The sequence below is a fragment of the Pedobacter frigoris genome (assembly GCF_005116445.1).
GTDB classification, from domain to species: domain Bacteria; phylum Bacteroidota; class Bacteroidia; order Sphingobacteriales; family Sphingobacteriaceae; genus Pedobacter; species Pedobacter frigoris.
In genome coordinates, this window is record NZ_SWBQ01000006.1 from 212,309 (window position 1) to 218,434 (window position 6,126).

The following is a 6,126-nucleotide window of genomic DNA, read 5'->3' on the forward strand; positions in this document are numbered from 1 at the left end:
AAATAGCTTTCACTCTCAACATCATTAAAGATCTTCTTTGGCCTTCCTTTGATACTGATACGGCTTAACTAAATTCCATTTTTTTTATAAGTGAATGAACTACAATAGTATGTGGTAGAGACTCTGTGTTAAAAAAAAATATAGAGCAAATCAAATAGAGAAAAACCGAATAACAATTATAAAATGAGAAAATTAACAATTCTTACATTTTTGCTTTTATTTAATCTAATCATTAAGGCCCAGGTAAGTCCTATTGGAGCGAGCAAGGCGATTGAGCAATCAATGAATCATCCGGTATCTTATAATACAGGATTGCCTCAAATCCAAATTCCTCTGTATGACATTGATTTTGGAGGGTCAAAGATTCCCATTTCTTTGAGCTATCACGCCGGAGGCCTGAAAATGAACCAGAAGTCTGGTTTGGTTGGCGCAGGTTGGTCAATTTCGACAAATTTTCAGATCTCTAGGACAGTACGTGGAAGAGAAGATGAATATTATCCTATGACTGATCTTGATAGTATGTATTTAGAAGGAACACAGGCGGATATGTCGTCCTATCCTTCTAATACATTTTATAACAGCGCTTTTAGAGATATGTATCTTTCGAAGTTTATTTTCCCGGATCCAGCTAGGGATGGATCTTCTACAAGCATTTATCATGCTGACTTGCACACAACGGACTATCGTGATTCAGAAATGGATATTTTCAGATACAATTTATTTAATACGTCGGGACGGTTCGTGTTTACTTCCAGAAGTCCTTATGTTATAAGCACGCTGGATGAATCATTTTTAGGAACGGATATTAAGTTTTTTAATGGGCCTATAGCTAGTCAATATTTCGCAGTAAAAGATGAGCAGGGAACCCAATACGAATTTGGAAAGGATGCTGCGATCCAATTTGTCTACACAGACGTTAGCGCTATAAATACAGCCTGGATGTTAAAATCTGCTACTGCGTTAAATGGGGATACAGTGTCTTTTAGTTATTTCATGCCCTGGCCATCAGAAAAAAGATTTGGTAAATCTGTACACATCAAAGAAGGATGTAAAGAGTGCTTTCCATATAATGAATCAATTTACAATTATGTAAGGTCAGATAGTTCAGGCGTCACATATGGTCAGGATCAGATTCCGGCGGGCATTAATTTTCCTGAAGGGATCGTTACATATGGTTATCAAAATATGACCATAGGGGGTGTGGTTGAAGATTTGATCAATGAGATAAAAATCATGGATCTAGACAGTAATTTGATCAGGAAGGTGAATTTGTATTATACACAAGGATTGCGTTTCGCGTTTCTTGACTCAGTAAAGATTAACGGAGGAAGTGAACAAGCGTTGGTCTATCGCTTCACGTATCAAATGAAAGATCAGAATAATGTCCTGTTTGATAGTTTAGCCTTGGGTACGGATAACTGGGGGTATCTTTCGAAGAGGGTAAATAATATTGTAAAGAAAACATCCATTCCATTTAACGAGGGGATTGGCCAGGGGGTATCCATATATAAACCTGATTATGGAACCTACGGATATTTAGAAGACTATGTGTCGAGCATGGAGTTTGATACGCGATTAGTAAATACTGCAACCCCACCAATTTATTTACTTAAAGAGATAAAATACCCTAAAGGTGGAACGACCACATATTCTTTTGAAAATCATTTAGTTTCCTCATCACCTTATCAAGTATATGGACCTGGAGCCGGTTACAGGGTCAGGGAAATTATCAGTAATGATGGCATTATAGGACAGGCTCAAAGGCGCACTTTTACCTATGGTGATAACGACGATGACAGTCCTCAGTCAGGGAATATACCGCTGGGAACGGGTTATGTGCTCAACATGGACAACATTGTTAATTGGGGTAATACAATCAGGCAAGGTGCAGAAATAGGTGTTTTGCCAGATAATTTAGGAGATCCATCAAATTGGATATTATACAATACTTACAATTTTAGCAATCAATACAAAGGAAATCTGGATTTTGCAGGTTTTGAAGAAAATCCTGTTTACTATGCAAAAGTCACGGAGAAAATATACAATGGCAATGTTGCTATATCCAAGACTGAATTTGTATATGATTCACTGATTAATGTAATAAAACCAAGTATTCCTTTAATAACAGAGAGGAATACCAATCCTAACATAGCTGGAAGGGGTGTCATCTCAAGGATATATAAACCTGAGAATTTTAGAGCGGTTATTTTAGGATATAAGCCGAAGATGCTTTCTGCTACGAATTACCAGATGATCCAATCCACCTGGAAAAAGACAAGTAGAGAAGAATATACATATACGGGTTCAAATATTGATGATATGCTTACTTATGGTTCTGGGTTGAGAAATATCAGGATCAGTAATTATGCAATGATGGCGCCCGATTACTCGGGAGGTATGAGTCTGGAGGGTATTTATACTAGTACAGGTATTCAATCTGTGTTTGATTTTAACAGTTACTTGATTTTACCTTATCCAAATCGGTTTCTTTCGAGCCGCATTGTAACAAAATATACTGAATAATTTTAAAGACATTGTTATGAGATCTAAATCAATATTTATTATCTTCTGCTTAACTTTTATAGGTTTAGTCAGCAAGGCGGAACCGTTGAAGCCGGTTAAATCACTAACAGACTCTACTAAACTATACTATCAATATACCTACCTGTCCAGCAACGCTATTTCTGAAGAATTCATATCTACAGCAGATGGTAAGGTGAATAGAGTAACGAGATATTTATATCCTAGGGACTATTGGTCTGGCTCAGGTACTCCTATGATAGACAGCCTAATCAATAACAGATTGTTTAGTTTGCCTTTGGAAACAGTTGTTCTTGATCATGATAGCATAGTGGGTGGACAAATATCTCTTTACTATCCATCGGGAAAGGCGCTGATGCGGGAACAGTTGGCGCTAGTTAGACCTGTGAACGGATTTACTAGTGAATTTGGTTATTCTAATTTAAACTCATTGAGCACACCACAGCATTTGACTGATGGAATAAGTCCTGACTTGCGCTACGAGAAGAGGGTTACCTACGATGTTTATGACGGTATGGGGAATTTACTACAAAGTACTGCCACCAATGGGATTACAAGTTGTTCTGTATGGGGTTATAACAACCGTTATGTCATTGCTGAAGTCAGTAATGTGGCCATCACTGACGTTGCTTATTCCAGTTTTGAAAGACGGGCAAAAGGCAACTGGACTTTTTCAGGCACATGCAGTGGTGATGTGACCTCGCCGGTTGGCGAACAATGCTATAATCTTGCAGGGGGTAATATCACCAAAACAGGGCTTTCCAATTCGAAGACATTTCAATTGAGCTATTGGGAGAAGTCGGGTGCAACGGTTTCCGTTACCGGGATTGGAATTACGTTTATTAAGACGATCACGGGGAGAACCTTAGATGGATGGTCGCTGATCACTAAATATTTAACTACTTCTTCGGGGTCTATTACTATATCAGGAACAGGATATATAGATGATTTGAGGTTGCATCCAAAAGAGGCGATGATGAGTAGCACTGCGTTTAAACCATTAGTAGGGATCATTACAAAAGCAGATGCCAGGGGCAACACCCTGTATTATGATTATGACGGCTTTCAGCGATTAAAGTACGAAAGGGACATGAATAGAAACATCATTAAAAGTTATAGTTATAATCAAAAACAGTACTAATCATCTGATTTTATGAGCAAACAATTAACGCAAAAAAGGCTTTTTAAGACCTTACTGGTTCTCTTATTTGCAGCGGTAACCAACGGGGTATATGCGCAGCAAGATATCGTGCTGAACAATTATAGTAGTCCACTGATCGCAGCACGCAAGTCGATTACGCTGACAGACGGTTTTTATGTTCCTTATGGTAATAACTTCCATGCATATATTACTAGCAGTGCTTACCCTACATTCTCGTTTTCGCCAAATGCAAACTTAAATTATAGTAGTGTACGGGTATTTAAAATCCCTGGAATCAAAACAAGTACTCATGTAAACCAGACTGGCAGGAGTACCAGTGAGGTGACTGAGTCTATTGAATATGTAGATGGTCTGGGTAGGCCCATGCAGAGTATTGTAGTGCAAGGATCTCCCTCAGGCAAAGACATTGTGCAGCCATTAAATTATGATCAGGCAGGGAGAATGCACACGCAGTACTTGCCTTACACGACCAGTACAAATGTGGGTGGGGGCTTTAAAACAGATGCTTTAACGGGCACAGGCGGCTATTCAGGCAGTGGACAATACAGTTTTTATCAGCAGACAGGTCAGGGCTATCCAAACACAACTTATCCATATGCTAAGACTATAGTTGATCCAACTGCACTTGGCAGGCAGGAACAGGGTAGTGCAGGGGCGGCATGGCAACCCTATGATTCAGGTATTGCCTCATCCGGTCATACGTCAAAAGCAGATGTAGCACTAAGTGTAAGTGGTGACGGTATTGTAAACTGGCAGAAGAGCGGTTCTACAATTTCAGGTTCCGGTACGCTTTCAGGCTTATATAAACAGATTGCAATGGATGCCAACTGGGTATCAGGAAAAGCTGGGACGAAAGAAGTTTACACAGACCAGGGAGGAAGACTGATAGCAGAGAAGTTGTTCGAAACGGGAAGCGTTGCCATCACGACTTATTATGTTTATGATCCTGTGATTACCGATAGGGTTTTGTATGTTTTGGCACCATCGATAGTGGCTTCAAGTTTTGTTGAAGGTGATACTACGTTTAAAAAACATGTGTATGCTTATCATTATGACGAGCGGGGCAGGTTGGTTGAAAAGAAAATACCTGGTGCGGGCTGGCAGTATGTTGTGTATAATAAGCTGGATATGCCTGTGCTTACCCAGGATTCGGTACAGCGTACCAATCAGGAATGGACATTCATCAAATATGATATGATGGGTAGGATAGCACTTTCAGGTCGTTATCAAAATAGCGGCAGCAGGGCGACGGTGCAGGGATTGATAAGTGCATCTACAGTAAATTGGGAGCAGCGTGACGCAGGCGGTGCACTTGGTTATACTAATGTTGCTTTTCCTACCAGTAATGTAGCAGAAACCTACAGTGCCAATTTTTATGATGACTATGATCTGCCCGGTTCTTGTCCATGGAATACCTTGCCATCGGGCAGCACTGAGACGGTAAAGGGATTGCCTACAGCAAGTGTGTCAAAGATACTAGGCACCGGCACTTATCTCTGGAAAGTTAATTACTATGATGAAGAAGGACAGTTGATTGTTGCCAAAGCGCAAAACAACTTAAATGGTACGGATGAGTATTACAGCTATTATAGTTTTTCTGGAGCTATAGATTCTATCAAGAGGATTAGTGTGGGAAACAGTGTGACAACTACGCTCAGGGAGTATTATGAGTATGACCATGCAGGACGTTTGTTGAAAACCAAACAACGCATTAATAGCCAGACACCAGTGATCTTGTCCAGTCTAGAATACAATGAGCTTGGTCAGGTGATCAACAAAAAGCTGCATTCTGTTGATAATGGCGCTAATTATTTACAGACTATAGATTATGCCTTTAATGAACAAGGCTGGCTGAAGTCCATTAATAATATAGGGGTCTCTTATTCAGGGAATACTAAATTCGGGCAGGAACTAAAGTATGATGATGGGGCTAGCCCGCAGTATAATGGGAATATCAGTGAGAGCAAATGGAAAGTGGCCCGTACCAGTACTTCACCGCAATTGGGATATAAATTTTCCTATGATAAGCTTGATCGCTTGACGGCTGCGGTGTCTTCAACCTCGGGGACAGATAACGGTAATTACAATGAGAATGCGACTTATGATAATCTCGGTAACGTAAAGAAATTGAATAGATATGCTTTGCTGAGCGGGGTGAGGGAAAAGATCGACAGCTTGGTTTATGATTATGAAGGGGGTCGGCATGTAAAGATCGATGACCTGAGCGGGGCTTCATCAGGGGTGAAGGCACTGGGCTTCAACGACCAGGCGCAGCAGGCCACTGAATATGTGTATGACGGGAATGGCAGGCTGATATCAGATGTAAACAAGGGTATTACTGCTGTTGCTTACAATGCGGCAAATTTGCCGGATGAGATTACCTGGACTTCAACTAATAAATTGGCCTACCAGTATACTGCCGA

At 40.3% G+C, this 6,126-nt stretch carries 3 protein-coding genes; all 3 read left to right on the forward strand.

The window, feature by feature from the left end; translation table 11 throughout:
* Window positions 1–183 precede the first annotated feature (183 nt).
* The gene (locus FA047_RS18785; RefSeq protein ID WP_136837630.1) at window positions 184–2,523 is read left to right on the forward strand and encodes a hypothetical protein; all 2,340 of its coding nucleotides are present in this window, start codon (window positions 184–186) and stop codon (window positions 2,521–2,523) included.
* A 16-nt stretch (window positions 2,524–2,539) separates the two neighbouring features.
* Window positions 2,540–3,682 carry a hypothetical protein gene (locus tag FA047_RS18790; RefSeq protein WP_136837631.1) on the forward strand — a complete coding sequence of 381 codons (1,143 nt, stop codon included), beginning with the start codon at window positions 2,540–2,542 and terminating at the stop codon, window positions 3,680–3,682.
* A gap of 12 nt (window positions 3,683–3,694) precedes the next feature.
* A partial coding sequence (locus tag FA047_RS18795) for a DUF6443 domain-containing protein (RefSeq protein ID WP_225872792.1) occupies window positions 3,695–6,126 on the forward strand: 2,432 nt, incomplete at its 3' end.